The following is a 24,480-nucleotide window of genomic DNA, read 5'->3' on the forward strand; positions in this document are numbered from 1 at the left end:
TAACCGGGCCATGGGTGGGGAGGCGACGGCCGGGCGGGCGCTGCCCGGGTCGGTGGACTCGGACGGTCCGCTCGGCGGCCGGTACCGGTTGATCGAACAGCTCGGTGCCGGTGGCATGTCGGTGGTCTGGCGCGGCTACGACGAGGTGCTCGGCCGGCAGGTGGCGGTGAAGGTCCTCGCGCCCCGGCTGGCCGGCGACCGGGTGTTCCGGCACCGGATCCGAATCGAGGCCCAGGCCGCCGCCCGGCTCTGCCACCCCAACATCACGAACGTGTACGACTACGGCGAGGCGTCGCTGGCCGGCAGCCCGGTGCCGTACGTGGTGATGGAGCTGGTCGACGGCGAATCCCTGGCGGCCCGACTGGCCCGGTCCGGGCGGTTGCCCTGGCGGCGGGCCGTGACGGTCGGTGCCGAGGTGGCCGCCGCGCTCGCCACCGCCCACGCGCGAGGGATCGTGCACCGGGACGTCCACCCGGGCAACGTGATGCTCACCGCGAACGGGGCGAAGGTCGTCGATTTCGGGATCTCGGCCCTGGTCGGGCAGCGCGAGGTAGGGCCGGACGGACAGCTGCTCGGCACCCCCGCCTATCTCGCGCCGGAGCGGCTCGACGGCGGCTCGGTCGCCGCGCCGGCCGACGTCTACGCGCTCGGCCTGCTGCTCTACCGCGCTCTGACCGGGCGGTATCCGTGGGCGGCGAAGACCACGACCGAGTTTCTCCGGGCCCACATGTTCACCGAGCCGGATGCGCTGCCGTCGATTCCCGGGTTGCCGGCCGAGGTGGTCGAGCTATGCGCCCGGTGCCTGGCCAAGGACCCGGCCCGCCGGCCCTCCAGCGCCGAGCTCGCCCGTGGCCTGGCCCACGCCGCCGCCCCCGGCCGGACCGGGCGGCCCGCCGTCGACCGGCCCCTCCCGTCCGCCGTCGACCGGCCCCTCCCGTCCGACGCCGATCACTACGCCGACGCCGGCACCGTGATCCTGCCGTGGTCGGTGGAGACCGACGCATTGTCGCTGTCGGTCCGCTCGACCGGTGGCGGCAGCCGGGCAGGCAGCCGGCGCAGCGGCGGTCACCCGGGCGGCCCGGCCCCGGCCGGTCGCGCCGGGCGGCTGCGCGCGACGGCCGGGCGGCTGCGCGCAACCGGGGAGCGGCGGCGCAGGGTCGAGGTGGCGGCGGTCGGCCTCGGGCTGGTCGCGCTCACCGGCGCGGTCTGGGCCGGCGTCAGCGCCGCCCCGGCGGACGGCACCGACGGGCTCACCGAGGTGACGGCCGGCGTCGGCTCACCGGCCGGCTGCCAGGTCGAGTACGCGCTGCGCCGGGACACCGGCAGCGACTTCGAGGCCGGGGTGACAGTCACCAACACCGGCCCCGACCCCGTTGCCGACTGGGCGTTGACGTTCGCGCTACCGGGTGACCAGACGGTGGCCCACGCCGCGGCCGATGCGGCCGGGGTCGGCTGGCGGCAGCAGGGCCGGAAGTTGACCATCGAGCCCGCCGACGGCGGTCCGACCGCGCTGGCCTCCGGTGCTGCGGCCACCATCGCGCTGGCCGGGCAGTACCGTACGACGAACGCGCTGCCCACCGAGTTCCGGCTCGGCGGGCTGGCCTGCCAGGCGCGGGTGACCGGCGTACCGGGAATGGCCGCCGCCACGCCCGACGGCGCGGTGGCGGTGACGCGCTCGTCGGCGAAGGCGTCGGGCGCCGGCGCCCCGGCCGTCCGGCCGGAACGGGCCGGTCCGGCCGCACCGAAGGCGAAGGGTGAGGCCAAGCCGCCCAAGCCCGGCAAGCCACCGAAGCCCGGCAAGCCCGCCAAACACCGCTGATGGGCGGGGCCGTCAGGTTTCGGTGGCGAACCGCTGCACCTGGTCGGTGGCACCGGCCACGATCAGGATGGCGTCGCCGGTCAGCACGGTCTCCGGGTCGGGGCGCAGGAACTCGCCCGTCGGGCTCTTGATCCCGACCACCGTCACGTCGTACCGGTTCCTCATGGCGAACTGCCCGATGGTCTGGCCGGTCAGCTCGGCCGGCAGGCAGGTCTTCGCGATCGCGAACCCCTCGTCGAGTTCGATGAAGTCGAGCATCTTCGTGGTGATCAGGTGCGCCACCCGGTCACCCATCGCCGCCTCGGGATAGATGACGTGATCGGCGCCGACCGAGGCCAGGATCTTCCCGTGCTTGACGCTTATCGCCTTCGCCCAGATCTCCTGCACCCCCACCTCGGTCAGGGTGAGTACGGTCAGCACGCTCGCCTCCAGGTCGGTGCCGATGCCGACCACGGCCCGGCCGAACTCGGCCAGCCCGAGTTGCTGCAGTGACTCGTTGTCGGTCGAGTCGGTCTGCACCACGTGGGTCAGCCGGTCGGCCCAGAACTGGACGGTGTGCGGGTCCTGGTCGATGCCGAGCACCTCGTGGCCGAGCCGCAGCAGCGACTCGGCCACCTGCCCCCCGAACCGGCCGAGCCCGATCACGGCGACGTTCTCGCCCGCGGTGGGGGCCCGGGACACCGGGCCGGGCTGCCGGGTGTTGCCGTCGAGTTGGGCCTGCGCCCGATTGCCGCTCGGCTCGCGTCTTCGTCGCTGGTCAGCCAACGATGGGCCTCTCTTCCGGGTAGCGGTACCGACGGCGCCGGGTGTTCAGCGCGATGCCGGAGGCGACCGTGATGATGCCGACCCGGCCGACGAACATCAGCACGACCAGCACCAGCTGCGCCGACTCCGGCAGCGTCGACGTCGGCAGGCTGGTCAGCCCCGTGGTGGCGAAGGCCGAGGTGGCCTCGAACAGAACCCGGTAGAAGATCACGTCGTCCGTCAGGGCGACCAGGGCTAGCGCTCCGGTGCCGATCACCGCGGTGGCGAGCAGCGCCACCGTGGTCGCCTGGCGCTGGGTGCTCTCCGCGATCCGCCGCTCACGTACCACCACATCGGGCTCGCCGCGGACCTCCGCCCAGATCACGAAGGCCAGGATCAGGAAGGTGGTGACCTTGATGCCGCCGGCGGTGCTGGCACTGCCGCCGCCGATGTACATCAGCGCGGTCATGATGGTGAGCGTCTCGCTGTTCATCGCGGCGATGTCGACACTGTTCAGTCCGCCGGACCGACTCATCACGTCCTGGAAGACCGCCGCCAGCAGCTTCTCCTGGGTGCCCAGCGCGCCGAGCGTGTGCGGGTTGGTCCACTCGAAGAGCAGGATGAACAGCGAGCCGAAGACCAGCAGCCCGAGCGAGCCCCAGACGGTGAGCCGGGTATGCGTCGACCAGCGCAACGGCTGGCGGAACCGGTGCTGCAGCTCGAACAGAACCGGGAATCCCAGGCTGCCGGCGAAGACCCCGAGGATCAGCGGTACGCAGATCCACCAGTCCCCGACGAACTCGGTCATGCTGGTGCGGTAGAGCGCGAAGCCGGCGTTGTTGAACGCCTGGATGGCGTGGAAGATCGCGTACCAGATCGCCCGGCCGACCGGATAGTCGTACGCCGCCCAGTAGCGGGCCGCCAGGAAGACGGCGATCACCACCTCGCAGCCCAGCATGGTCACCGCGATGCGGATCAGCAGTCGGCGTGGGTTGGCGATCCCGACCGCGCTGCTCTCGGCCTGGGCGATGAGCCGGCCGCGGATCCCGAGCCGCTGCGAGACCAACAGGCTGAGCAGCGTCGCCATCGCCATGATGCCGTAGCCGCCGAGCTGGGTGAGCAGCGTGATCAGGACCAGCCCGGTGGTGGACCAGTAGCTCGGGGTGTCGACCACGGTCAGGCCGGTCACGCAGACCGCCGAGGTGGCGGTGAAGAGCGCCACCACCACCGGGGCCGAGTCCGGGTCCTGCCGGGAGACCGGCAGGAGCAGCAGCACCGTGCCGACCGCGATGGCGCCCAGGAACGCCAGCGGGATGGCCCGCTCGGGCTGGCGCAGTCGCAGTCGCATTGCCCCATTTTCTGGCTGTTGCCCGATGTCGCGTGGTCATTCGCCACTACCGAGACATTCACCGGACGGACAGCCGCCGCCCCACCGCCCGTCGCCGACCCCCGGTTGGCTCGGACCGATCCCGACCGCTGCGGTCGATCTTGGCGAACAGATCCCGACCGACAGGTCCGCACCAACAGAAGGAGACGACCGGAGATGACGCTGCGACGTACCCTCTCCACCCTCGGCCTGGCCGGCGTGCTGCTGGCGACGGTCGCGTCGGCCCCCACCACCCCCGCCTCCGCCCGGGGCGAGGCGGCCCGGGACCGTCCGCGCGCCACCGATCGGCCGATCGTGATCGCGCACCGGGGCGCCAGCGGCTACCGCCCGGAGCACACCCTGGAGGCGTACCGGTTGGCGATCCGGATGGGGGCCGACTTCATCGAGCCCGACCTGGTCGCCACCCGGGACGGGGTGCTGGTCGCCCGGCACGAGAACGAGATCTCCGGCACCACCGACGTGGCCGACCGCCCGGAGTTCGTCGACCGCCGGTCCACCCGCAGCATCGACGGGGTCTCGGTGACCGGCTGGTTCACCGAGGACTTCACCCTGGCCGAACTGAAGACGCTGCGGGCCAAGGAGCGGCTGCCGCAGGTCCGGCCGACGAACACCGCGTTCGACGGCCAGTTCCAGGTGCCCACCCTGCAGGAGGTGATCGAGCTGGCCCGGGCCGAGAGCCGGCGGCTGGGCCGCACCATCGGCATCTACCCGGAGACCAAGCACCCCACCTACTTCCGGTCGATCGGCCTGCCGCTGGAGGAGCCGCTGGTGGCGGTGCTGCGGCGCAACGGGCTGACCAGCCGCCGGGACGCGGTGATCATCCAGTCGTTCGAGACCGCGAACCTGCGCCGGCTCAGCCGGCTGACCGACGTCCGGCTGGTGCAGTTGCTCGACGCCGCCGGCCGCCCGTACGACTTCACCGTTGCCGGGGACCCGCGCAGCTATGCCGACCTGGCCCGGCCCGCCGGCCTGAAGTGGATCAGCACCTACGCGGACGGGATCGGGACGAACAAGAACCTGCTGGTGCCCCGGGACGCGGCCGGGAATCTGCGCGCCCCGTCGACCGTGGTCCGGGACGCCCACCGGGCCGGGCTGATCGTGCACGCCTGGACGTTCCGGGCGGAGAACCAGTTCCTGCCGGCCGACTTCCGGATCGGTACCGATCCCAACGCCCGGGGCGCCATCCAGGCCGAATATGAACTCTTCTACGGTCTCGGCCTGGATGGCGTCTTCAGCGACCACCCGGACACCGCCGTCGCCGCCCGACTCGGCCTGGGCTGACCCCGGCGGTCCGCGCCCGGTGGCGGTCAGCGTCCGCTGGTAGAAAGGCCGGATGGACAGCTACGGGGTGACCGCCAACCGGCCGGCCGACGACGCGGCGGCCAGTGGCGCGGCGGCCGGCAGTGCGGAGGCCGGCGACCGGGACGGGGTACGCCGGCGGGCCGAGGCGGTGCTGCGTCGGCTCGCCGGCGAGCAGGCCCGGCTGCGGGAGGACCAGTGGGCGGCGATCGAGGCGCTGGTGGTCGATCGCCGTCGGGTGCTCTGCGTGCAGCGGACCGGCTGGGGCAAGTCTGCGGTCTACTTCGTCGCCACTGCGCTGTTGCGAGGGCGGGACGATGCGGCGGGCCTGGACGGTGCGGCGGGCCTGGACGGTGCGGCGGGCCGGGACACCGAGCCGGTCGGGCAGCCCGGGCCGACCGTGATCGTGTCGCCGCTGCTGGCGTTGATGCGCAACCAGGTGGAGGCCGCCGGCCGGGCCGGCATCCGGGCCCGCACCATCAACTCGGCAAACCTCGACGAGTGGGAGCAGATCGCCGCCGAGATCCACGCCGGGGCGGTGGACGTGCTGCTGATCAGCCCGGAGCGGCTGAACAACCCGGACTTCCGGGACTCGGTGCTGCCCCGGCTGGCCGCCACCACCGGGCTGCTGGTGGTGGACGAGGCGCACTGCGTCTCGGACTGGGGGCACGACTTCCGCCCCGACTACCGGCGGCTGCGTACCTTCCTGGCCGGGCTGCCGGAGCGCACCCCGGTGCTGGCCACCACGGCGACCGCCAACAGCCGGGTGACCGCCGACGTCGCCGAGCAGCTCAGCACCCCGGCCCCCGAAGCCGGCCCGCCAGCCCTTGGTGGCCCAGCCCTTGGCGGCGCGGTCACCGGCGGCGCGGCCGGTGGGGCGGCGGCCGGCGGACCGGCGGCCGGTGAGGCGCTGGTGCTGCGCGGTTCGCTGGACCGCGAGTCGCTGCGGCTGGCGGTGCTGGAGCTGGAGAGCCCGGCCCACCGACTCGGCTGGCTAGCCGACCACCTGGACGGGCTGCCCGGTTCCGGCATCATCTACACGTTGACCGTGGCGGCGGCCGGCGAGACCGCCGAGTTCCTGCGCGGCCGGGGTTATCAGGTGGCCGCGTACACCGGGCAGGTCGAGGACGCCGACCGGCGGGCCGCCGAGCAGGCCCTGCTCGACAACAAGGTCAAGGCGCTGGTGGCGACCTCGGCGCTGGGGATGGGGTTCGACAAGCCGGATCTGGGCTTCGTGGTGCACCTGGGCGCCCCGCCGTCCCCGATCGCCTACTACCAGCAGGTCGGCCGGGCCGGGCGGGCGGTCCGGCAGGCCGAGGTGCTGCTCCTGCCCGGCGCCGAGGACCAGGCGATCTGGCGGTACTTCGCCTCGCTGGCCTTCCCGCCGGAGGAGCAGGTCCGGGCCGTGCTCGCGGCGTTGCGCCCGGACCGGCCGATCTCCACCGCGGCGCTCGAACCGGTGGTCGACCTGCGCCGGGCCCGGCTGGAGATGATGCTCAAGGTGCTCGACGTGGACGGCGCGGTCCGCCGGGTGCGCGGCGGTTGGCTGGCCACCGGCGAACCGTGGAGCTACGACACCGCCCGGCTGGAGCGGGTTGCCACCGCGCGGACAGCCGAGCAGCGGGCCATGCGCGAGTACGCGACCACCGTCGGCTGTCGGATGGAGTTCCTGCGCCGCTGCCTGGACGACGAGGCGGCGACCGCCTGCGGGCGCTGTGACCGGTGCGCCGAGCCCCGCTACACCGCCGACGTGTCGGCCCCGGCGCTCGCCGCCGCGCACGCCTTCCTCGGCCGCCCCGGGGTCGAGATCGCGCCGAAGAAGCTCTGGCCGACCGGCCTGGAGGCGGTCGGGGTGCCGCTGCGCGGCAAGCTCGGCGCGGACGAGACGGCGCTGCCGGGCCGGGCCGTGGGGCGGCTGTCGGACCTCGGCTGGGGCGGCCGGCTGCGGGACCTGACCGGCCCGGACGCCCCGGACGGGCCGCTGCCCGACGACGTGGCCGGCGCGGTGATCGAGGTGCTCAAGTCCTGGGCGCACGGCGACGACCCGTGGTCGGCCCGGCCGGTCGGCGTGGTCGCCGTCGGGTCGCACCGCCGTCCGCGCCTGGTTCGGGAGCTGGCCGAGCGGATCGCCGAGGTCGGGCGCCTGCCGCTGCTCGGCACGGTGCCGGCCCGGTCGGGTGGGTCAGCCGGGTCGGGTGACGGCGGGGCGCGCGGCAACAGCGCCCAACGGGTACGCGCGCTGCACGACGCGTTCGTCGTCCCGGCGGAGCTGGCGGCGGCGCTGCCCGGCCTGGCGGGTCCGGTGCTGCTTGTCGACGATCTGGTCGACTCGGGCTGGACGATGACGATGGTGGCCCGCCTGCTGCGCCGGGCCGACGCCCCCGCCGTACTCCCGCTCGCGCTCGCGGTCGCCGGCTGAGCCGGAATGGGTCAGCCGGGGCGGCCGAGGCTGTGGATCGGTTGGTAGTCGAAGCGGTCCATCCGGATGCGTTTGCCGGGGCGGGGGGCGTGCACGATCCGGTCGGCACCGACGTAGATGGCGACGTGGTGAATGTCGGCGTAGTAGAAGACCAGGTCGCCGGGGCGCCGGTCGGCACGGCTGATCTTGTTGACCACGCTCCACTGCCGGGCCGCGTTGTGCGGGAGCTGCACGCCGGCCGCCGCCCACGCGGCCGAGGTCAGCCCGGAGCAGTCGTACCCGCCCGGTCCGGAACCACCCCACTGGTACGGCTTGCCGAGCTGCGCGACGGCGAACCGGACCGCGGTCCCGGCGGCGCCGGGTGGCGGCTTGGGCAGGTCGCCGGGGGCGACGGTGGGAGCGTCGTCGCGGTCACCGGTGGCGTCCCGGAGCCGGATCAGCCGGCTGAGTTCGGCCTCGATCTGCTGCTTCCGGTTGCCGAGCTGCCGTTGGTGACCGCGCTGCTGGTCGGCGAGCTGCCGGGCGCTCTGTCGGGCGGCGGCCAGCCGGTCCCGCGAGTCGGTGAGCTGGCCGATCACCTTCTGCTGCTCCCGACTGAGCCGGCTGAGCAGCAGCAGTGAGTCGACGAGTCCGTCGGTCGAGGCGACCTCGAGCAGGGCGGCGACGGTGACCAACGACTGGGTGTTGCTGGTCCGGTACGCGGTGGCCATCATGGCGCCGAGTTCCTGGCGGTGCCGGTCCATCGCGCGTTCCAGCTCGGCCATCTCGACGCCCAGCTCGTCGGCCCGGCGCAGGTTGGCGCGCAGCTCCTCGCGCAGGTCGTTGTAGTCCTCGATGACGACTTCGAGCTGCTCCTCGGCGGCGGCGATCTGTCGGGCGATCGGATCGTCCGACGGCTGGGCGCGGCTGGGGGTTCCGGTCAGGGCGAGCCCGGCGGTCACCCCGGCGGCGACGGCCGCGACCAGGCGCGGCAGGGTGGAGGTCGGCACGACGTTTTCAACGAGCGAGCCGCCGGAAGGCGACGCCGGCCGCGGGGCACCGGCCCTGGATACGGCAGGGGGGTATCCTTGGCGGCATGACCACAGAGCAGCCACCGGCGCCGGCCACCGCCGACGAGGCCGGCCCCTACTGGTACGCGGCGGACAAGCAGGCGCTGCTCGGTCGCCTGCGCCGGATCGAGGGCCAGGTACGCGGCCTGCACCGGATGGTCGAGCAGGACACCTACTGCATCGACGTGCTCACCCAGATCTCGGCCGCCACCCGCGCGCTGCAGGCGGTCGCGGTCGGGCTGCTCGAAGGGCACATCGCGCACTGCGTGATGGAGGCCGGCCGGGACGGCAGCGACCCGTCCGCCAAGGTCAAAGAGGCGTCCGACGCCATCGCCCGTCTCGTCCGCTCATAGGAGTTCACCAGTATGTCCGTCAGCAACACCTATACCGTGTCCGGTATGACCTGTTCCCACTGCGTGCAGGCGGTGACCGGCGAGTTGACCGCGCTGACCGGCGTCCGGGACGTCCGGATCGACCTGCCGACCGGCGCCGTCACCGTCACCAGCGACGCCCCGCTGCCGCTCGACGAGGTCCGGGCCGCCGTGGACGAGGCGGGCTACCAGCTCGCCGATGCCGATGCCTGACGAACCGGACCGGAGCGCCATGTCTGGTGGCCGCCACGGGAGCGCCCTGCCCGGCGGCCCCGACCGGAGCACCCTGTCCGGCGGCCCGGATCGGAGCACCCTGCGGCTGGGCCTGTTCATCGGCGCGCTGGCGGCGACGCTGATCGCCGGGTTCGGCATCGGCCGGCTGGTCGGCGAGGACGACCAGACCCTGACGGGCGCGGCGGTCGCCGACCACACCCACGAGCCGGGCGTCGGCCCGCACGACCACGGGCCGAGCGCCGGCTCGCCGGGCCACGACGCGGCCGGGCACGAACCGGGCGGCGACGATCCGGCCGCCGCGGACGACGGGCACGCCCACGGCGCCGAGCCCGCGGCGGCCGGGGCCGTCGGCGGGCTCTCGCTGAGCGCCGCCGGCCACACGCTGGTGCCGGTCACCTCGTCGTTCCCGGTCGGCACCGGCCAGGAGTTCGCCTTCCGGGTGCTCGACCCGCAACGCCAGCCGGTGACCCGGTACGCCGTGGTGCACGACAAGCCGATGCACCTGATCGTGGTCCGCCGGGATCTCTCCGGCTATCAGCACCTGCACCCGACGATGGCGCCGGACGGCACCTGGCGCGTGCCGGTGTCCCTGTCCGAGCCGGGCATCTGGCGGGCGTACGCCGATTTCGCCGCCCTGGACGCCGACGGCGGCCAGATCCCGGCGACCCTCGGGGTGGATCTGGTGGTGGCCGGCGACTACCGGCCGCGCCCGCTGCCGGCGGCCGCCCGGGAGGCCACCGTCGACGGCGGGTTCACGGTCGCCTACCAGGGCACCCCTCAGGTGGGTGCGACCTCGCCGCTGGTGTTCCGGGTGTTCGCCAACGGCAGCCCGGTCACCGACCTGCAGCCCTACCTCGGGGCGTACGGGCACCTGGTGGCGGTGCGGGCCGGGGACCTGGGCTATCTGCACGTGCATCCGGAGGAGGCGCGTGATCCGGGTGGGGCGGTCAAGTTCTGGGTCGCCGCGCCCAGCCCCGGCAGCTACCGGCTCTTCTTCGACTTCCAGGTGGCCGGGGTGGTCCGGACCGCGGAGTTCACGTTGATCGTGCCGTGACGTGAGCCCCGGGCCGGCGGGGCTCAGCCGGCGCGGCGGGTGATCCGGCGGGACGGCTGATCCTGGCGACGGACCGGGCGGCTGGCGAGGTAGCTCAGCAGGTCACGGATGAGCTTCTTCTCCTCGACCGGCACCCCGGGATCGGCGAGCCGGCCGAGGATCACCCGGATGTCGGCGTCCACCTGGTCGTCGCTTGTCGTCCCGCCCGGCCCGGCCTCGCCGTTGGGCAGGCCGAGCGCCCGGAAGGCCGCCGTCACCGGTACGTCGAGCGCGGCGCAGAAGCCGCGTACCTTGGCCAGCTCGGGGTAGTCCTGCCAGTCGCCGGCGAGCCAGCGGAAGACCGTGGAGCGGCCGACTCCGGTGTGGGTGGCAAGATCGGTTACGGTCCAGCCGCGCTGGTCCCGTGCGTCGTCGATGGCACGCCGCACGAAGCGGGCGAATGCCGCCTGCGGCGTGTCCGGTGCGGCGCCCATGGTCAGGGTTGGCCCTTTCGCCCCGCCTCCGGACCGGGCGCTGCCCTGTGAGTAGTCCAGAGTGCTCTCCTGAGAGTAATACGGAGGCGGCTCGACGCAAGTTGCCCGATCGACCGATTCAGTCTCATCGACGGGACTCCTTACCGTTGAGTCAACCCCGTGGGACCGATGCCCTCGCCCAGGACCCCTCCCCGTCGGTCCCTCGGGCGGACCCTGCCGCAGCCGGGTAAGGTGGCCGTCACGGTGCCTGAAATCCCAGGTCAAGGGGCCTAAGCTTGAGTCGGGGACCGATCCGATCAAGGCAGACTCCGACCATCACGAGCGACAGGGCGATCATGGCGACACCAGCCGTCCCACCACCCGCGCACCGGCCCGGACCGGTAAGCCTCTTCTTCGTCGCGAAGGCAGCCGTCTTCGCGGCCGGCTTCTGGGCCTGGCTGCTGGTGCTGGCGATCCAGGCCGACCCGGTCTCCGGCGCACACCTGGTGGCCGCCGCGGGCGCGATCACCACCACCCTGGTGTCGGTGCTGCTCGGCGCCCGGTTGGCCCTGCAGCGCAACGCCGCCGACCGGCACGCCGACCTCAAGCGGCTGCTGGTGGACATCTCCTGGAACGCGTTCACGGCCGCCGGCAACGCGGGCGAACCGGAGGGCCGGTCGAACGTCGTCCCGTTCCCGAGCACCGGCCACGACCACCCGATCGGCCGGCTGCCGGGCGACCTGGGCCGGCTGACCGGCGACCACGGCGACCGCGACCGCCGCCGGTAGCGGGCCGCCGGTCGGAGCCGGTCAGGAGTGCGGGTCGCCGAGCAGAGCCCGCAGCCGTGGGGTGACCCGCCACTGCGCCAGCAGTTGGTGGTACCCGGTCCGCTGCTCGTCGGTCGGGGCGGCGCCGGTGCGTCGGGCGCGCAGCAGCAGGTTACGCGGGGTGTGCCGGGAGTCGACGAACTCCACCACCTCGACCTGGTAGCCGTGCAGCCGCAGCAGCGCCGCCCGCAGCGCGTCGGTGAGCACATCGGCGAACCGCTCCCGCAGAATGCCCTGCCGGGTGAGCAGCTCGTACGGCTCCGGGGCGGGACTCGTGCGCAGCTGCGCGGCGAGGTCGTGGTGGCAGCACGGCGCGGCGAGAATCCACCGGGCGCCCCAGCGCACCCCCCGGGCCAGCGCCTCGTCGGTGGCGGTGTCGCAGGCGTGCAGGGCGAGCACCAGGTCGGGTGCGGGCTCGACGGTGACCTCGGCGATCGTGCCGGCCACGAACCGGACCCGGTCGGCGCAGCCCAGCCGCCCGGCCAGCTCGGTGTTGCGCTCCCGCTGGTCTTCGCGGACGTCCACCCCGGTCAGCTCGGCGTCGATCCCCCGGGCGGCGAGATACCGGTACGAGGCGAAGGTCAGATAGGCGTTGCCGCAGCCGAGATCGGCGATCCGCAGCGGCTGCGGCAGCTCGGCCGGCAGGGTGGCGGCCAGCGACCGCAGGAACGCGTCCACCTGCCGGCGCTTGGCCGCGTTCGCCCCGATCGCGGTGAAGAGCGGATCACCGGGATCGAGCAGATGCTCCTTCTCCCGGTCGTGCCCGCCCGCAGCGCCCGAGCCACCGCCGGTTCCTGGCCCGTTGCCGGTTCCTGGCCCGCCGGGAGGGCCGCCCGGGGTGTCGGTCCGGTGCACCTGTGCCTCGCCCTTCTTGGTCACCCGCAGCTGCACGGTCGTCGAGGCGGTCTGCACGTGCCAGTTGCCGAACGGCTGGGCCAGCAGCGCGTCGACCGCGCCGCCGGCCTCCGGACCGGGCGCCACGTTCCGGGTGTACGGCCGGGCGCCGTCGAAGGTGACGATCTGCAGGCGGGACCCGGACTTCAGCGCGACCGGGCGCAGCTCCGCGCGTACCACGGACGGGGCCTGCCCTCGGCGGCGGCCGGCGGCCACCGCCCTGGTCAGACCCGGGTCGAGGAGCAGCTCCCGGAGCTGGGCGAGCGCCAGGTCGAGCTGTTCCGGCATGGGCCCATTCTGCCCCGGCGCCGGCCGGTAAATGCGGGCGGGCACCGGGGTGCCGGCGGTATGGTCGTTGGCATGTCGCACGCCGTCAGCACGACGACGCCGGAGAGTGTCCCGGCGCGCTGACAGTTGTCATCGGAAGCCCCGGGGCGAGTGCCCCGGGGCTTCGGCTTGCGGTCGCTCGCCCTGATCCCGCGAGGAGACCCCCATGGAGTACGACCACCGCCGGCTCGGCCGCGAGCTGGATCTGTTCGACACCGACCCGCTGATCGGCTCGGGTCTGCCGTACTGGCTGCCGGCCGGCGCGGCGGTGCGGCAGGCACTGGAGGATTACGTCCGGGCGCAGGAGCGGCGGGCCGGCTACCGGCACGTCTACTCCCCGGTGCTCGGCAAGCGGCAGCTCTACGAGATCTCCGGGCACTGGTCGCACTACGCCGACGACATGTACCCGCCGATGGAGCTGGACGGCGAGGGTGGTGAGCAGGTGGTGCTGCGGCCGAGCCTCTGCCCGCACCACGCGGTGATCTTCCGGTCCCGGGCGCACAGCTACCGGGAGCTGCCGCTGCGGATGGCGGAGCTGGGCGGGATGTTCCGCGCCGAGCTGTCCGGGGTGCTCGGCGGGCTGACCCGGGTCCGGGCCATCCAGCTCAACGACGCGCACATCTTCTGCACCCTGGACCAGGTTGCCGAGGAGGCGCGGGGAGCGCTGGAGCTGATCGGGCGGGCGTACCGGGCGATGGGGATCAGCCCGGCGCGCTACCGGCTCTCGCTGCCCGGGGCGGGCGGCAAGTACGTCGCCGACCCGGATTTGTGGCGGCGTTCGACCGCGCTGCTCCGGGAGGTGTTGGACGCCGCCGGGTTGGCCTACGAGGCGGTCGAGGGGGAGGCGGCGTTCTACGGCCCGAAGATCGACGTGCAGGTGGTGGACGGTGCCGGCCGGGAGTCCACCCTCTCCACCGTCCAGGTCGACTTCTACCAGTCGGAGCGGTTCAACCTGTCCTATGTGGGTGCGGACGGTGCGAAACACCGGCCGGTGATGGTGCACCGCAGCATCGTCGGCAGCGTCGAGCGGGCCGTCGCGCACCTGATCGAGGCGCACGGCGGGGCGTTTCCGCCCTGGTTGGCGCCGGTGCAGGTGGTGGTGCTGCCGATCTCCGACGCTGAGCTGCCGGCGGCGTCGGCGGTGGCCGCACGGTGTGTGGAGGCCGGGCTGCGAGTTGAGGTGCACGGGCCGTCGGACGGTGGCTCGTTGGGCGCCCGGATCAGGGCGGCGCGGCTCGTGCCGTACCAGGTGGTGGTTGGCGGGCGGGAGGCGGCGACCGGCGCCGTGGCACTGCGGTTGCGCGACGGTCGCCGGATCGCTCCCGCGCCGGCCGGCGAGGTGGTGGAACGGATGGCCGCCGCGGTCGCCGCACACCGACCCGACCTGTGGCCGGAGCTGGGGCATCAAGATCGTTAGTTGCTGAGCAGTGGGAACCCGGTCGATTTCCACTGCTCAGCGACTGACGTCTATGGCTGTCGGGTGGGAGGCTGCGGTTGTGCCGGGCGGCCGGGGTGGCGTAGGCCGAGGGTTATCAGGACGCTCCGGGTGGTGGCGGCGGTTGGTTGCCAGATCGCGTCGCGGATCCATCGGCTGGCCGGTGCGACCGTCGCCCGCCAGCCCCAGCGCACCGCCCGGCCGATCGGCACTGCCGTGTGCCGCCACAGCCAACGCAGCGCGCGCCCGACCGGGCGCAGCAGCAGCCGGTAGACGTAGCCGAGCCCCAGTTCGACCACTCGCCAGGCCCACCGCACCGCCGCCCAGAGCACCCGGCCGACCAGTACGACACCGGGTCGCACCGCCTCCCAACCGGCCCGCAGCACCCGACCGATCCAGTACGCCACCGCCAGCAGGCCGGTGGCGGCCCAACCGAGCGCGACGAGCAGACCCACGCCGACCGCCCGCAACACCGGCCGGCAGACGCGAAACAGCCACCCCACGGGTACGACCAGCAGGTGGTGCCCGAGCCAGCCGAGTGGCCGCCACAGCAGGTGTATGAACAACCAGCGCACCGGTTGCCAGACGACCCGGTCCAGGAACCAGCGCACCGGCCGCAGCAGGCACCGATCGATGAACCAGCCGACCGGCCGCAGCAGATACCGGTGGAGGAACCGGCCGATCGGAGCGAGCACGTACCTGCCGAACGCGGCCAGAGCCGTCCAGCCCAGTTGGACCGGCACCACGAAGACGAGCGCGACCACCCGCACCGGCCACCGCACCCATCCGGGCACAACGGGTTCAGGTTCGTTCTGGATCACCACCGGCCCACCCTAACCAGCCCTCACCACCCGCCCGACCCTGCTCAATCGCCTGCCACAACCGAAAGCCGTACCCGCAAAGTGCCGTGTCCATGATCCTGGCGCAGTCAGCCGTTGATTTGCCGTCGTTTTCGACGGCTCAGCGCGCCATGATCATGGGTACTGGGAATGAAACGCCCCGTTGCGCTGAGCGGCAACGGGGCGTTTCGAATCGCGGTTCGGCTGGTGCCGATCAGCGTTTGGCGGTGTGGAGGAAGTGCCGCCAAGCGGTGGGGGTGAAGCTGAGGGAGGGGCCGGCCTGGTCCTTGGAGTCTCGGACGAGCACTCGGCCGGGGAGGTTGTCGGCGACCTCGACGCAGTTGCCGCCCTGCCCGTTGCTGCGGGAGGACTTGCGCCAACGCGGAGTGTCGGTCAGCTCCATGATTCCGCTACCTCCATGACGAGTTCGAGGGATTGCGTCCTGGGTAGAGCGTACTCGCGGATCAACTCCCAGACCTCTTCCAGCGCGGCAACCCGCTCGGGGTCCTCGGTCACCTCGCCACCGAGGGGGCCATCCATGAACGCCACATTGCGCCCGCCGACTGTCGCGATGGCCAGTGGCCCGTTGACGCCCGGATAGGCGCCCACCGACGAGGGCACCACGGCGACGCCGACATTCGGCAGCGCGCAGGCCCGGGCGATCGCGTGTAGCTGATCGGCCATGACCTTCGGGCCACCGACCGGCCGCCGCAGCACCGCCTCGTCGACGATGGCGGCGAGCCGGCATTCGTCCTCGGGTCGGTGCAGGATGTCGGCCCTGCCCAGGCGCTCCGCGACCGCGTCGTCGATGTTGCGGAGCCGGGTGTTTCCATCGGTGAGAATGGCCCGGGCGTACTCGGGAGTCTGCAACAGGCCGGGCACGATCAGGGGCTCGAAGCTTCGGACCATGGTGGCGTTGCTTTCGAGTTCCAGCCAGGGGCGGATCCAGAGGGGGTGGCCGACGAAGGCGCGGCCTTCTGCGGTCAACTCCTGGAAGAGGGTGCCGGCTTCGAGCACGGCGTCGAGGCGGCGGGCGGTGTCTGGCTGTGGGAGGAGCCGGTTGGTCTCGAACTTGGCGATCAACGACGTCGACACGTGCATGCGCTCGGCGAGCTGATCCTGGGTGAGCCCGGACTTGGCGCGGGCAAACTTGAGAATTCTTCCGAGACCACCAACATGACTCGACATTCCTGATCCTTCCCCGAGCTTTCTCGACTGATTCGGACCGTGTTGCCGTGTGCTTATATTGCACCGTTTCGGCGGCGTGGTCCAGAGTGGATTAAGCGCGATCTAGGGGCCGTCAGAGTGGCGGTCTGAATGAGCAGGGATTGCATTTCTGGGATTCGCGTACTGACTTCGCCCCGGGTGGGATGTGCCAATCCTGGACGGGGTGGAGTTGGGGCGGAGTGCCCGCCCGAGCCTCGCCCTCCCCTGGTGGCGACGGCGGGATTCCGAAATCCGGTGTCCGGGGTGCTGCCCCGACGCGTACCCCGGGCGCCGGTCCCAACCGATGACAGGACTGGAGGCGTGATGAACGACAAAGGTGCGGCCGACGAGCCGGAGGGACGACCCCCCGCACGTCGATGGCGGCCCATCAACGAGCGGCGGATCGGCGGCCGGCTTCCCGAGGCGCAGCCGCCGAACCGCATCCCGGTGCCGCCGTTCCCGACCGGCACCCTCTCCGGCGCGGCGGGCAAGGCGGTGGTCCCGGACGCCATCCCCAGCCACGTCGAGCTGGACACGCTGCGGATGCTGCTCGCCCGGCACGAACCGTCCGACGAGTACGTCTGCCGGTGCGGCCAGCCGCTCGGCGAGGAGACCGGCCTCTGCTACTACGGCCGCCAAGCCCAGAAACGGCTGTACGAGGCGATGCTCGACCGCTCCGCCGGGAGTGACGGCGAGGGGTGAGCCCGGCCGCGTCATCCGGCCATGTGATCGTCGTCGATGGTTCGCGTTCCGGCCATCCTGCCTTGCGAAGCTCCGTCCCATGCGGACCATACGGGCGCTGACCTGCCTGGGCCTCGTCATCGGCGCGGTGCTGGCCACGGCACCGGCCGCCGCCGCGCCGAAGAACTCGTTCCGGGCGTTGACGTTCAACATCCACCATGGGGCGGGGGCCGACGGTCTCGTCGACCTGGACCGGATCGCCCGGGTGGTGCGGTCGACCGGTGCCGACGTGGTCGGTCTTCAGGAGGTCGACCGGCATTGGAGTGAGCGGAGCGGCTTCGCCGACCAGGCGACCGAGCTGGCTCGGCGGCTGAAGATGCACCTGGTCTACGGCGCCAACCTGGACCTCGACCCGCTCACACCGGGAGCGCCGCGCCGGCAGTACGGCACCGCGCTGCTGTCGCGTTACCGGATTCTGGACTGGGACAACACCCTGTTGCCGAAGGTGGCGGGGCACGAGCAGCGTGGGTTGCTGCGCGCCCGGATCGTCGTCGGTCGGGTGCCGGTTCAGGTGTATACGACGCATCTGCAGCACAACGACGCCGCTGAGCGGCTGCTGCAGGCCGAGGCGATCCGGGAGTTGGTGGGCGGGTGGCGAGGCCCGGCAGTGCTGCTTGGTGACCTCAACGCGACCCCCGAGACGCCGGAGATGACCACCCTCACGGCGCTGCTGCCGGACGCCTGGGCTGCTGCCGGCACTGGCGCCGGCCACACGTACCCGAGTGACCTGCCGACCGTGCGGATCGACTACGTCCTCGCCTCACCGACCGTCCGGGTCCGCACGGCGAGGGTTCACAACGACCCGGCCGCAGTTGCGGCCTCCGACCACCTTCCCGTGTCAGCCGTCCTCACGGTCGCCGGTCGGTGAGGGCTCATCCGGCCATCCACCCGGCACGGACCCGAAGCGCCTCCTGATTGAGCGCTTCCGCGCCGAACTGGAGCGGAAGATCGCCGAGAGCTAGGCCGGCGGCCGGGGTGACGGCGGCGGGATTCCGGACCCGACCCCCCCCTCGTCCCGGCCGCAACCGCGCAGCGTCAGGCACAGACCGTCACTCTGCGCCATCTCGACCCGCCGACGAGTACGACGTGGTCCGCAAGCTTCCGCTCGAATGGCTGTTGAACGCGGCGCCCGCCGACCATCTCGATCCGTCCTGATCGGTCCATACCGGGCGTTTGACGCGGCGTAGGCGACAGGATCTCAAAGTGCGTTATGACTCTCAGGCATGAAAATGACTCGGTGGTATATCGCCAACTGGTTATGTGTGTGGTGGGCGAGGTTACCCGGGGTGACAGCACTGGTCAGAAGGTGGCGATCGGGTTGACCGGGCTGCCGGACGTGCCGGCCAGGCGGACCGGCGCGACGGCGAGTTGGAAGTCCCACTGGCCGAGTTCGGCCGCTGTGGCCGCGCACGCTTCCAGGTCGCAGTTGTCCAGCAGCCACAGCCCCATCGCGACCAGGCCGACGGCGTGCACCGGCATCAGCACCTCGTCGTACCCCGACGGTTGAACCTCCTGCGGGGTGTCGGCACCGATCAGCGCGACCTCCCGCTCCCGCAGCCACGGCAGGCAGGACGCGTGCCAGCCCGCCTGCTCGGCGCCGCCGGCCGGACCGGTCTCGTGCCGGCGCCGGCCGTTGCCGGTACGCAGCAGCACCGCGTCGCCGGTCCCTACCCGTACACCCTGGCGGTGTTCGGCCGCTTCCAGGTCGTCGGGGAACACGCCCTGCCCCGGCTCCAACCACGGCACGTCCCGGACCGCCGCGATGTCCAGCAGGACACCGCGGGTGACGATCCCGTCCGCCGCCGCCGTGACGGCCGCCCAGGCAGACCCCGTCTCGGCGTCGACGAACGAGTGCGGCCGCCCGTTGTACATCGTGCCCTCCCAGAAGATGTGGCACGGCGAGTCGAGATGCGTGACGGTGTTGCCGTGGAAGGTGAGGCCGATCCGTTCGGTCGAGAAGCCCCAGCGCCGGTCGGCTCGGAACCCGGGCAACGGCATGTTCTCGGCCCCCGGCATGTCAGCGGCGCACGGGCAGGTCGTCGTCGACCGCTCCAGCTCCGCCGGAGCGGCGACCTCCCACCCGCACGACACGCTCCGGCCGTGCCGCACGGCCCGCGCCGCCGCCACCCGTACCTCGTCGGTTATGTGGTTCAGGGTGCCGAGCTCGTCGTCGTCACCCCACCGCCCCCAGTTCGACAGTGTGTCGAAGTAGCCGAGCACGTCGTCCTGTCTGGGCATCGGCGGCCTTGCCGTCATCCTCGCTCGACTCCTCCGGTCGCGCCCTCCGTCAGACCGCGGGAAGGGTATACCGCCCGGTGGCCGGCCCGATCCGTCACCACGCCCGGCGTCGCCGAAACCGGCGGAAAATCTGGTTGAACCACGTGGGAGCGCTACCCGTATGCACGGTCGAGGCCGGCGGCTCCCGTCGCCACCACCGCCTCACAACGAAGTCTCCGGAGCATCCGGGGAGGGGCCACGCTCGGGCGCCTCCATGGATGTGGGTCACCCGGACCCACCGGCCAGCCTGCGATCGAGCGCGCGGCAAACCGGCCACCAGCTTCCCGAGAAGGGTTGGGTTGTCAGCGCATGTCATTCATCTCGAAGTCCTCGATGCGTCGTCGCCGCATGTACGGCGGCGAACCGGCCGGCGGCAGCGGTAGGTGGAAGGTCGTCGGCATCGTGGCCGCCGCGGCGGTCATCGTCGGTGGCGGCCTCGGCGTCGCGGCGGCGACCACCAGTGAGTCGGGTTCGTCGGCCTCGGCCGGTACGGTCTCCTGCCCGACCGTCGCCGACAAGCTGCCGGCCGCGCCGGCCGCCGCCCAGGCGGAGGTGACCCGGAACCTGGCACAGCTGAACACCCAGATCGCCGAGGCGAACAACCGGATCGCCAACAGTGTCGGCCAGGGCGGCCCGAACTTCGTGCAGAACGCCATTCTCGGCCCGCTGGCCGACAAGCGGGCCGCCACCATCGACCGGATCCGGATCGCCTTCAACCGCCAGGGCGTCGTGGTTTCCGGCCTGGACGGCCTGGACACCTGCTCGCTCGCCAGCGGCGGCGGTGCCGCGGCACCGGCCGAACCGACCGACGTGCCGCCGGCTGCCGGCGGCAACGGCAACGGTGGAAACGCCGACGGGGGCAACGCCGACGGTGGCGCCGCCGCGGTCGGCACGATCAGCTGCCCGAGTGTTGCCGACAAGCTGCCGGCCGCACCGGCTGCGGCCCAGGCCGAGGTGACCCGGAACCTGGCGCTGCTCGACACCCAGATCGGCGAGGCGAACAACCGGCTCGTCAGCACCGTCGGCCAGGGCGGCCCGAACTTCGTGCAGAACGCCATCCTCGGTCCACTGAAGAGCAAGCGGGACGCGACCATCGACCGGATTCGGATCGCGTTCAACCGGCAGGGTGTGGTGGTGTCCGGTTTGGACGGCCTCGGCACCTGCGCGGTCAGCTCCGCCAGCTGACCGGCACCCGCCGGTAGAACCGGTCAGCGCGCTCCGGCCCCCTGCCTCCACAACCGGGGCGCGCACACCCCTCCGCCGACCACGCCGTCGGCGGAGGGGTTCCGCTGTCTGTCAGAGTCAGTCGGCTGACGCGGCGCCGTCGCCACCAGCGGCCCCGCCGCCGGCACCCGCACCGCCACCCGACCCGCGCCGCCGGCGCCGCCGCCGGGGGCGCCCGGACGACTGCTCCGCCGCCGACTCGTCGCCACCGGCCACACCGGTCATGAAGACCGGCTGCCGGGACCCGCTGGCCCTCGCCGGGGACTGCCCGGCGCCGCCGCCAGTCGCCGGGGCCTGCCCGGCACCCCCGGTCGACGGGGCCTGCCCGGTGCCGCCGCCGGTCGACGGGGTCCGCCCGGATCCGCCCTCGGTCGGCGTGGTCTGCTCGACCGCACCGGACTCGCCGGCCACCAGCTCACCGGCCCGGCGCCGCCGGCGTACCCGATCGCGCCTGGGTTGTTCGGACCCGGCGTCCTCGGACCCCACCGGGGAGTCGGCGGGTGGTGCGGACCGGTCGGAGCCGCCCCGCCGGCCACGCGACCGGCCACCCCGACCTCCCCGGTCGCCGCCGCCGCGTTCGCCGCCGCGCCGGCCACCGGTGCGGGACCGGCCGCCCAGGTCCTCCTCGACCTCGGCCGACAGGCCCGCCCGGGTACGCGAGGCGGTCGGCAGGGTGCCCGGCGCGTCGGTGGGGATCTCCAGGTCGGTGTAGAGGTGCGGGGAGGTGTGGTAGGTCTCCGGCGGCTCCGGCATCTCCAGCCCGAGGGTCTTGTCGATGATCCGCCAGCGCGGCATGTCGTCCCAGTCCACGAAGGTCACCGCCACGCCGGTCGCGCCGGCCCGGCCGGTCCGGCCGATCCGGTGGGTGTAGGTGTCCTGGTCCTCCGGACAGTCGTAGTTGATCACGTGGGTGACGCCGGTGACGTCCAGGCCGCGGGCCGCGACGTCGGTGGCGACCAGCACGTCGATCTTGCCGGTCCGGAACGCGCGCAACGCGCGCTCCCGGGCACCCTGGCCCAGATCCCCGTGTACGGCGGCCACGGCGAAACCACGGAAGTCGAGATCCTCGGCGACCCGGTCGGCGGCCCGCTTCGTACGCGTGAAGATCATGGTCAGGCCGCGGCCCTGTGCCTGCATGATGCGGGCGACGATCTCGACCTTGTTCATCGAGTGGGTGCGGTAGACGAGCTGCTGGGTCTGCGGCGACGGCCCGGTCTCGGCGGTGTGCCCGGCGTGGATGGTCACCGGATGGCGCAGGAACCGCCGGGACAGCGCCACGATCGGGTCCGGCATGGTGGCCGAGAAGAGCATCGTCTGCCGGTCCTCCGGCAGCATCGCCAGGATCTTCTCGACGTCGTCGAGGAAGCCCAGGTCGAGCATCCGGTCGGCCTCGTCCAGCACCAGCGCCCGGACCCGGTCCAGCCGCAGATGCTTCTGCTTGGCCAGGTCCATCAGCCGGCCGGGGGTGCCGACCAGGATCTCGACGCCCTTGCGCAGCGCGTCGATCTGCGGCTCGTACGCCACCCCGCCGTAGATCGGCAGCACCCGGATGCCCCGGGTCTTACCGGCGGCGGCGAGGTCCTTGGCGACCTGCAGGCCCAGCTCCCGGGTGGGGACCACGACAAGTGCCTGCGGCACCCCGTCGCTGCCCTCGCTCTGGTCGAAGACCCGCTCCAGCAGCGGTACGCCGAAGCCGAGGGTCTTGCCGGTGCCGGTCGGCGCCTGGCCGATCATGTCCGTGCCGCGCAGGCCGATCGGCAGCGCGTACTCCTGAATGGCGAACGCGCGGGTGATGCCGACGGCGGCGAGCGCATCCACGGTCTCCTGTCGGGCGCCCAGATCGGCGAAGGTGGGTGCCTCCGGGCGCACGGGTGCGTCGGCCGCCAGCTCCTGGCCAGCCAGTGCTTCTTCGATGTAATCGCTCATGTGATTGTGGGGGTGCCCTCTCGTGGGTGCGCCCCGTCGGTCGTAGGGCGCGGTGTCGGTATGGCGCGGGCCACACGGTTCGTCGGCTTACCGCCGGGGAGCGAACCGGGCCGCACACGCGCGCCGCAGGCGGCTCCCGGAATCGAATTGATGACCCCATGGCCTGTGGCAACTGCTCTATGCTACCTGACCCGGGCAAATGTCGTCTCGGGTCGGAACGGCGTCCGTTATCGGGCCTGGGGGCGGTAGCCTGCCCCCGTGTCCGACCCCGCTGCCCTCACCGACCTGCTCGGCCTGGTCGCGTACGGCGAACTCGTCGCCTTCGACCGGATGGCGGCCGACGCCCGGCTCGCCCCCGACCTGACCCGCCGCGCGCTGCTCAGCGAGATGGCGGCGCGCGAAATCACCCACTATCGGCGGCTCGCGGACCGGTTGACCGAACTGGGGATGCGGCCCGAAGAGGCGATGCGGCCGTACGTGACGGCGCTGCAGTCGTACCACGACTCGACCCAGCCGAAGGACTGGCTGGAGGCGCTGACGAAGGCGTACGTCGGCGATGCCGTCGCGGACGACTTCCTGCGGGAGATCGCCGGGCAGCTGGCCGAACCGGACCGGCAACTGGTCCTGGATGTGCTGCACGACTCCCGGTACGACGAGTTCGCCGGCCGGGAGATCAGAGCGGCGATCGTCGCCGACCCGAGGCTCGCCAACCGGCTTTCGATGTGGGCCCGCCGGCTGGTCGGCGAGGCGCTCTCGCACGCCGGGCGGGTGGCCGCGGAGCGGGCCGCGCTGACCACCCTGCTGGTCGCCCCGACCGGCGACCCCGGCGCGGCCCAGGCCCTGTTCAAGCGGCTGACGGCGGCGCACACCGGACGGATGGCCGCCGTCGGCCTGAACAACTGAGCACCTGGAAGCGGACCGGGCCGGCCCGCCGGTCAGCGGGCGATGAAGCCGACCGCCCGGGGGGACGCCTCGGCGATCTCCACGTAGGCGACCTTGCTGACCGGCACGATCACCCGCCGACCCCGCTCGTCGGTCAGGGAGAGCGTCCCGTCTCCGGCGATGGCGTCGGTGACGATCTGCTCGATCTCGGCCGGCGTCTGCGAGCTCTCCAGCACCAGTTCCCGCGGCGCGTACTGCACGCCGATCTTGACCTCCACGTGGCCTCCTCAATCCGCGCGAAAACTGCGCCGTTGGAAGGCTATCCGATCGGCGCGCAGCGTCGTCAGGCCGACTCGCCCTGCGACTCACCCTGCAACGGGAAGCTGGCGATGCCCCGCCAGGAGAGGCTGGCCAGCAGCGCCTCCGCCTCGGCCTTCGGCACCGTCCGGCCACTGGCCAGCCAGAACTGGGCCGCCGTCTCGGCCGCCCCGACCAGGCCGGAGGCCAGCAGTTCGGCGTGCGCCCGACTCACCCCGGTGTCCGAGATGATGGTGTCGGTGATCGCCGCCACACAGCCCTTCTCGACCCGCTCCACCCGCTCCCGGACCGCCGGATCGTTGCGCAGGTCCGACTCGAAGACCAGCCGGAACGCCTCGCTCTCGTGGTCGACGAAGTCGAAGTACGCCCGGACCGCGCCGCTGACCCGCTCCTTGTTGTCCGTGGTGGCCTGCATCGCCTCGTGCACCTTCGCCACGATCGCGTCGCAGTGCCGGTCGAGCAGCGCCAGGTAGAGCTCCAGCTTGCCGGGAAAGTGCTGGTAGAGGACCGGCTTGGAGACGCCGGCCCGCTCCGCGATGTCGTCCATCGCGGCCGAGTGGTAACCCTGAGCCACGAAGACCTCCTGCGCGGCGGCAAGCAACTGCTTGCGCCGGGCCGAGCGGGGCAGCCGGGTCGGCCGACCCGCCGTCGGCACTCCACTGCCCGCAGCGGTCATCGTGACCTCCGTTTTCGCTTGCACGCTATCGACCTCGAATCGGAACCGAGCGGTGTGCACCTGACCTGGTCGTCGAATTA

At 72.6% G+C, this 24,480-nt stretch carries 24 protein-coding genes; 12 read left to right on the forward strand and 12 right to left on the reverse strand.

All coding sequences use genetic code 11. The features are described 5' to 3' along the window. Positions 1-10: 10 nt before the first annotated feature. Complete coding sequence (locus tag O7627_RS03350) at positions 11-1,819, forward strand: serine/threonine-protein kinase (RefSeq protein WP_278092034.1); 1,809 nt, start codon at positions 11-13, stop codon at positions 1,817-1,819. Positions 1,820-1,831: 12 nt separating this feature from the next. Here the strand turns inward: O7627_RS03350 and O7627_RS03355 are convergent, their stop codons facing one another. Both O7627_RS03355 and O7627_RS03360 read right to left on the reverse strand, forming a co-directional pair. Further along, positions 1,832-2,500 (reverse strand): TrkA family potassium uptake protein, encoded by a 669-nt coding sequence (locus O7627_RS03355; protein WP_278098138.1) that lies wholly within the window; start codon positions 2,498-2,500, stop codon positions 1,832-1,834. A gap of 76 nt (positions 2,501-2,576) precedes the next feature. After that, on the reverse strand, positions 2,577-3,911 hold the full coding sequence (locus O7627_RS03360; RefSeq protein ID WP_278092035.1) for a potassium transporter TrkG: 1,335 nt from the start codon (positions 3,909-3,911) through the stop codon (positions 2,577-2,579). A gap of 201 nt (positions 3,912-4,112) precedes the next feature. On the opposite strand from O7627_RS03360, the gene O7627_RS03365 reads away from it, so the two are divergent. Both O7627_RS03365 and O7627_RS03370 read left to right on the forward strand, forming a co-directional pair. After that, the gene (locus tag O7627_RS03365) at positions 4,113-5,231 is read left to right on the forward strand and encodes a glycerophosphodiester phosphodiesterase (protein WP_278098139.1); all 1,119 of its coding nucleotides are present in this window, start codon (positions 4,113-4,115) and stop codon (positions 5,229-5,231) included. 52 nt (positions 5,232-5,283) lie between these two features. Beyond that, positions 5,284-7,668, forward strand: a complete 2,385-nt coding sequence (locus O7627_RS03370; RefSeq protein ID WP_278092036.1) for a DEAD/DEAH box helicase — start codon at positions 5,284-5,286, stop codon at positions 7,666-7,668. A gap of 11 nt (positions 7,669-7,679) precedes the next feature. Here the strand turns inward: O7627_RS03370 and O7627_RS03375 are convergent, their stop codons facing one another. Beyond that, positions 7,680-8,657, reverse strand: coding sequence for a C40 family peptidase (locus O7627_RS03375; protein ID WP_278092037.1), 978 nt, complete (start codon positions 8,655-8,657; stop codon positions 7,680-7,682). A gap of 86 nt (positions 8,658-8,743) precedes the next feature. On the opposite strand from O7627_RS03375, the gene O7627_RS03380 reads away from it, so the two are divergent. Genes O7627_RS03380 through O7627_RS03390 form a run of 3 tightly spaced genes read left to right on the forward strand, consistent with a single transcriptional unit; the run spans position 8,744 to position 10,376 of the window. After that, positions 8,744-9,070, forward strand: a complete 327-nt coding sequence (locus O7627_RS03380) for a metal-sensitive transcriptional regulator (RefSeq protein ID WP_278092038.1) — start codon at positions 8,744-8,746, stop codon at positions 9,068-9,070. A gap of 12 nt (positions 9,071-9,082) precedes the next feature. Further along, entirely contained in the window at positions 9,083-9,301 is a 219-nt protein-coding gene (locus tag O7627_RS03385) for a heavy metal-associated domain-containing protein (RefSeq protein ID WP_278092039.1), read from the forward strand. Beyond that, a complete protein-coding gene (locus O7627_RS03390; RefSeq protein WP_278092040.1) occupies positions 9,288-10,376 on the forward strand; it encodes a hypothetical protein in 1,089 nt (362 codons plus the stop codon). The genes O7627_RS03385 and O7627_RS03390 overlap by 14 nt, the downstream gene beginning before the upstream one ends. Before the next feature lie 23 nt (positions 10,377-10,399). Here the strand turns inward: O7627_RS03390 and O7627_RS03395 are convergent, their stop codons facing one another. Further along, positions 10,400-10,849 (reverse strand): helix-turn-helix transcriptional regulator, encoded by a 450-nt coding sequence (locus O7627_RS03395; protein ID WP_278092041.1) that lies wholly within the window; start codon positions 10,847-10,849, stop codon positions 10,400-10,402. A gap of 335 nt (positions 10,850-11,184) precedes the next feature. On the opposite strand from O7627_RS03395, the gene O7627_RS03400 reads away from it, so the two are divergent. Further along, on the forward strand, positions 11,185-11,616 hold the full coding sequence (locus O7627_RS03400; protein ID WP_278092042.1) for a hypothetical protein: 432 nt from the start codon (positions 11,185-11,187) through the stop codon (positions 11,614-11,616). A 21-nt stretch (positions 11,617-11,637) separates the two neighbouring features. On the opposite strand, the gene O7627_RS03405 is transcribed toward O7627_RS03400, so the two are convergent. Next, on the reverse strand, positions 11,638-12,837 hold the full coding sequence (locus tag O7627_RS03405; protein ID WP_278092043.1) for an SAM-dependent methyltransferase: 1,200 nt from the start codon (positions 12,835-12,837) through the stop codon (positions 11,638-11,640). A gap of 205 nt (positions 12,838-13,042) precedes the next feature. On the opposite strand from O7627_RS03405, the gene thrS reads away from it, so the two are divergent. Beyond that, positions 13,043-14,293, forward strand: coding sequence for a threonine--tRNA ligase (thrS, locus tag O7627_RS03410; RefSeq protein WP_278092044.1), 1,251 nt, complete (start codon positions 13,043-13,045; stop codon positions 14,291-14,293). A gap of 50 nt (positions 14,294-14,343) precedes the next feature. Here thrS and O7627_RS03415 read toward each other — a convergent pair whose 3' ends face one another. The 3 genes from O7627_RS03415 to O7627_RS03425 all read right to left on the reverse strand — a co-directional run bounded on the left by O7627_RS03415 (position 14,344) and on the right by O7627_RS03425 (position 16,338). Beyond that, positions 14,344-15,135 carry a hypothetical protein gene (locus tag O7627_RS03415; RefSeq protein ID WP_278092045.1) on the reverse strand — a complete coding sequence of 264 codons (792 nt, stop codon included), beginning with the start codon at positions 15,133-15,135 and terminating at the stop codon, positions 14,344-14,346. A 229-nt stretch (positions 15,136-15,364) separates the two neighbouring features. Next, positions 15,365-15,553 carry a DUF397 domain-containing protein gene (locus tag O7627_RS03420; protein ID WP_278092046.1) on the reverse strand — a complete coding sequence of 63 codons (189 nt, stop codon included), beginning with the start codon at positions 15,551-15,553 and terminating at the stop codon, positions 15,365-15,367. Then, a complete protein-coding gene (locus tag O7627_RS03425; RefSeq protein ID WP_278092047.1) occupies positions 15,544-16,338 on the reverse strand; it encodes a helix-turn-helix transcriptional regulator in 795 nt (264 codons plus the stop codon). The genes O7627_RS03420 and O7627_RS03425 overlap by 10 nt, the downstream gene beginning before the upstream one ends. 342 nt (positions 16,339-16,680) lie before the next feature. Between O7627_RS03425 and O7627_RS03430 the strand changes: the two genes are divergently transcribed. After that, complete coding sequence (locus O7627_RS03430) at positions 16,681-17,058, forward strand: hypothetical protein (RefSeq protein WP_278092048.1); 378 nt, start codon at positions 16,681-16,683, stop codon at positions 17,056-17,058. A gap of 79 nt (positions 17,059-17,137) precedes the next feature. After that, on the forward strand, positions 17,138-17,965 hold the full coding sequence (locus O7627_RS03435; RefSeq protein WP_278092049.1) for an endonuclease/exonuclease/phosphatase family protein: 828 nt from the start codon (positions 17,138-17,140) through the stop codon (positions 17,963-17,965). A gap of 431 nt (positions 17,966-18,396) precedes the next feature. Here the strand turns inward: O7627_RS03435 and O7627_RS03440 are convergent, their stop codons facing one another. Then, positions 18,397-19,353 (reverse strand): cyclase family protein, encoded by a 957-nt coding sequence (locus O7627_RS03440; RefSeq protein ID WP_278092050.1) that lies wholly within the window; start codon positions 19,351-19,353, stop codon positions 18,397-18,399. Between the two features lie 330 nt (positions 19,354-19,683). On the opposite strand from O7627_RS03440, the gene O7627_RS03445 reads away from it, so the two are divergent. Further along, positions 19,684-20,559, forward strand: coding sequence for a hypothetical protein (locus O7627_RS03445; protein ID WP_278092051.1), 876 nt, complete (start codon positions 19,684-19,686; stop codon positions 20,557-20,559). A gap of 117 nt (positions 20,560-20,676) precedes the next feature. Here O7627_RS03445 and O7627_RS03450 read toward each other — a convergent pair whose 3' ends face one another. Further along, positions 20,677-22,524: a DEAD/DEAH box helicase gene (locus O7627_RS03450; protein ID WP_278092052.1), complete on the reverse strand. Its 1,848-nt coding sequence runs from the start codon at positions 22,522-22,524 to the stop codon at positions 20,677-20,679. 258 nt (positions 22,525-22,782) lie between these two features. On the opposite strand from O7627_RS03450, the gene O7627_RS03455 reads away from it, so the two are divergent. After that, positions 22,783-23,427, forward strand: a complete 645-nt coding sequence (locus tag O7627_RS03455; RefSeq protein WP_278092053.1) for a ferritin-like fold-containing protein — start codon at positions 22,783-22,785, stop codon at positions 23,425-23,427. 32 nt (positions 23,428-23,459) lie between these two features. On the opposite strand, the gene O7627_RS03460 is transcribed toward O7627_RS03455, so the two are convergent. Continuing rightward, the gene (locus O7627_RS03460; RefSeq protein ID WP_278092054.1) at positions 23,460-23,684 is read right to left on the reverse strand and encodes a DUF3107 domain-containing protein; all 225 of its coding nucleotides are present in this window, start codon (positions 23,682-23,684) and stop codon (positions 23,460-23,462) included. A 65-nt stretch (positions 23,685-23,749) separates the two neighbouring features. Continuing rightward, positions 23,750-24,400, reverse strand: coding sequence for a TetR/AcrR family transcriptional regulator (locus O7627_RS03465; protein ID WP_278092055.1), 651 nt, complete (start codon positions 24,398-24,400; stop codon positions 23,750-23,752). Between the last annotated feature and the right edge of the window lie 80 nt (positions 24,401-24,480).

The organism is Solwaraspora sp. WMMD1047 (assembly GCF_029626155.1).
GTDB lineage: Bacteria > Actinomycetota > Actinomycetes > Mycobacteriales > Micromonosporaceae > WMMD1047.

Coding starts and splice junctions, on each gene's coding strand:
- O7627_RS03400 (WP_278092042.1), top strand. CDS start 11,185: ATGGCGACACCAGCCGTCCCACCACCCGCGCACCGGCCCGGACCGGTA.
- O7627_RS03445 (WP_278092051.1), top strand. CDS start 19,684: ATGTCATTCATCTCGAAGTCCTCGATGCGTCGTCGCCGCATGTACGGC.
- O7627_RS03440 (WP_278092050.1), bottom strand. CDS start 19,353: ATGACGGCAAGGCCGCCGATGCCCAGACAGGACGACGTGCTCGGCTAC.
- O7627_RS03465 (WP_278092055.1), bottom strand. CDS start 24,400: ATGACCGCTGCGGGCAGTGGAGTGCCGACGGCGGGTCGGCCGACCCGG.
- O7627_RS03450 (WP_278092052.1), bottom strand. CDS start 22,524: ATGAGCGATTACATCGAAGAAGCACTGGCTGGCCAGGAGCTGGCGGCC.
- O7627_RS03385 (WP_278092039.1), top strand. CDS start 9,083: ATGTCCGTCAGCAACACCTATACCGTGTCCGGTATGACCTGTTCCCAC.
- O7627_RS03405 (WP_278092043.1), bottom strand. CDS start 12,837: ATGCCGGAACAGCTCGACCTGGCGCTCGCCCAGCTCCGGGAGCTGCTC.
- O7627_RS03435 (WP_278092049.1), top strand. CDS start 17,138: ATGCGGACCATACGGGCGCTGACCTGCCTGGGCCTCGTCATCGGCGCG.
- O7627_RS03380 (WP_278092038.1), top strand. CDS start 8,744: ATGACCACAGAGCAGCCACCGGCGCCGGCCACCGCCGACGAGGCCGGC.
- O7627_RS03370 (WP_278092036.1), top strand. CDS start 5,284: ATGGACAGCTACGGGGTGACCGCCAACCGGCCGGCCGACGACGCGGCG.
- O7627_RS03395 (WP_278092041.1), bottom strand. CDS start 10,849: ATGGGCGCCGCACCGGACACGCCGCAGGCGGCATTCGCCCGCTTCGTG.
- thrS (WP_278092044.1), top strand. CDS start 13,043: ATGGAGTACGACCACCGCCGGCTCGGCCGCGAGCTGGATCTGTTCGAC.
- O7627_RS03425 (WP_278092047.1), bottom strand. CDS start 16,338: ATGTCGAGTCATGTTGGTGGTCTCGGAAGAATTCTCAAGTTTGCCCGC.
- O7627_RS03420 (WP_278092046.1), bottom strand. CDS start 15,553: ATGGAGCTGACCGACACTCCGCGTTGGCGCAAGTCCTCCCGCAGCAAC.
- O7627_RS03430 (WP_278092048.1), top strand. CDS start 16,681: ATGAACGACAAAGGTGCGGCCGACGAGCCGGAGGGACGACCCCCCGCA.
- O7627_RS03390 (WP_278092040.1), top strand. CDS start 9,288: ATGCCGATGCCTGACGAACCGGACCGGAGCGCCATGTCTGGTGGCCGC.
- O7627_RS03360 (WP_278092035.1), bottom strand. CDS start 3,911: ATGCGACTGCGACTGCGCCAGCCCGAGCGGGCCATCCCGCTGGCGTTC.
- O7627_RS03350 (WP_278092034.1), top strand. CDS start 11: ATGGGTGGGGAGGCGACGGCCGGGCGGGCGCTGCCCGGGTCGGTGGAC.